Source organism: Hymenobacter saemangeumensis, assembly GCF_039541835.1.
Taxonomy (GTDB): domain Bacteria; phylum Bacteroidota; class Bacteroidia; order Cytophagales; family Hymenobacteraceae; genus Hymenobacter; species Hymenobacter saemangeumensis.
This window is the reverse complement of sequence record NZ_BAABGZ010000048.1, coordinates 1-2,411: the sequence shown is the minus strand read 5'-3', so window position 1 is coordinate 2,411 and position 2,411 is coordinate 1. Positions and strand designations below refer to the sequence as shown.

Below are 2,411 nucleotides of genomic sequence, written 5' to 3'. Positions count from 1 at the left end.
GTGCGATTCGTTCATCCTAAATGGAGCCACAAGCCCAGGGACGGATGGCAAGGAGTAACGCCACCTTCTTGAGGGCGCTACTCCTTGACAACTGATTAATCGTGAGGGTGTAATCCCCTCTCCCTAAATGCAAGGGTAACAGCATCACCCCTACGGTAGCGACTAGCCATCAATCCGTAAAGCGGGGTGAAAAGGCGGTAATGAAAACCCTGATTTCAAATCCCGTCGAGCAGGAATCTATGGATAGCGAAAGCGAAGGTGCGCGTGAACTGTCGTCAAGCATAGAGTAGCCAACGCAGGGTAACAGGCTATGCCAAAAGGCACGGATTAGGGGCTGGCGCTTTCGGTACGACCAGTATGCATTCCCGATAAACCCGGCAGACAGCACCATCCTAACGATTCATACCAACGATTAATCGGAACGAAGTAACCCCTTGGCGGCTCTCCGTCCACCGCCGGAGCAGGTGCTAACCGCATGCCTCCAAGGGGCAAGATTGCCTAAGAAGCAAACGCCCGGTGTAATGGCCGGGATAAGCTGACGTAGGCACGACAGATTGAACTGAATAGGCACCAGTAGCAGTAAATATGTCTAAGGCACGTTGCGAACCAACGATGATGGAATGGAGCGAATTGCCCTGGCGCAAGCTGGAGCAAACCGTCTTTAAGCTGCAAAAGCGCATATTCAAAGCCTCGCAACGCGGTGATGGGAGGACAGTACGCAAACTCCAAAAAACACTCATGAGGTCTTGGTCGGGCAAATGCCTGGCCGTTCGGCGGGTAACCCAGGACAATCAAGGAAAAAAGACGGCGGGGGTAGACGGCGTGAAGTCGCTGCGTCCCGTCGAACGCTTTGCGTTGATTGACCAACTGGCGCCCACAGACAAAGCAAAACCCACCCGCCGGGTCTGGATTCCCAAACCCGGTACGGAGGAAAAAAGACCATTAGGGATTCCCACGATGCGCGAACGGGCCGTTCAGGCCCTGGTCAAACAAGTGTTGGAACCGGAATGGGAAGCCAAGTTTGAACCGAATAGCTACGGCTTCCGACCCGGGCGCTCGGTCCATGACGCGATAGGAGCCATTTTCAGCAGCGTCTGCCATCAGCCCAAATACGTGCTCGATGCCGACATTGCCAAATGCTTTGACCGCATCAACCACGACGCCCTGTTAACCAAATTGAACACGTTTCCAACGCTTCGGCGGCAAATAAAAGCGTGGCTGCAAGCGGGGGTACTCGACGGGCAATCGGTTTTCCCGACTCCCGAAGGCACCCCGCAGGGAGGCGTCATCTCCCCCTTGCTGGCCAACGTCGCCCTGCACGGCATGGAAGAATGCATCCGGCAGGCCTTTCCGCTGAGGCGGCTCACGATTCAGGGGCAACAAGTCCGCATCAACCCGGCCCATTTTGTCCGGTACGCGGACGATTTTGTCATCCTGCACGAACGGCTGGACGTGATTCAACAGTGTCAACAACTCATCGCGCAGTGGCTGGAACCTATGGGCCTGGCCTTGAAGCCGAGCAAGACGCGCATCGCGCACACCCTGCGGGCACACGAAGGACCCGCAGGCTTCGACTTTCTAGGGTTCACAGTCCGGCAATTTCCAACTGGAAAGAGTCAGGCTGCGAAAAACCCGAAAGGTGTCTCGTTGGGCTGCCAAACGCTCATTAGACCTTCGCGGGAAGCTACCAGGCGGCACCAGGAGAAGTTGAAATCCATGATAATGACGCACCGGGCACTCCCGCAACGGAAGCTCATCAACGCGCTCAACCCGGTCATCAGGGGGTGGACTAACTACTTTTCAGCCGTTTGCAGCAAACGATGCTTCTCGCAGTTAGGCCATTGGCTGTACGGAAACCTCCAAAACTGGGCGCGGCGTCGCCATCCCCACAAAGGCCGCCGATGGGTATCCTATCGGTACTGGTCGGTTGGCATAGGAAAGGGCTGGCAATTCGCTACCAGGAGCGGGGAAGACGACCGACGCTTGCAACGACACGCGGAAACGCCGATTAGGCGACATGCGAAAGTCCAGGCGCAACGTAGTCCGTATGACGGCGATTGGGTTTATTGGAGTACACGCATGGGACGACACCCGGAAGTCAATTATAGGGTCGCGGCCCTACTAAAAAGACAGAAAGGCAAATGTCCCCTGTGCCGCCTGTTCTTCACGTACGGCGACAAGTTGGAAGTGGACCACAAACTAGCCCGCCGCTACGGTGGGCAGGATAATCTGGCAAACCTTCAGCTTCTTCACCGGCACTGCCATAAAACCAAGACGGTCCGAGAGACCCAGAAAGGAGGCGAGGTATGTTAGTCAAACATCAATCTGTTGAGGAGCCGTGTGAAGCGAAAGTTTCAAGCACGGTTTTGAAGACCAGTCGGTGGGGCGACCTGCCGGCTGAGTTTAATGAC

Annotated in this window: 1 protein-coding gene; it reads left to right on the top strand. The window is 55.7% G+C overall.

All coding sequences use genetic code 11. The annotated features are described in order from the left end of the window. Positions 1-585 precede the first annotated feature (585 nt). A complete protein-coding gene (ltrA, locus tag ABD919_RS13945; protein WP_345236630.1) occupies positions 586-2,313 on the top strand; it encodes a group II intron reverse transcriptase/maturase in 1,728 nt (575 codons plus the stop codon). The last annotated feature ends 98 nt before the right edge of the window (positions 2,314-2,411 follow it).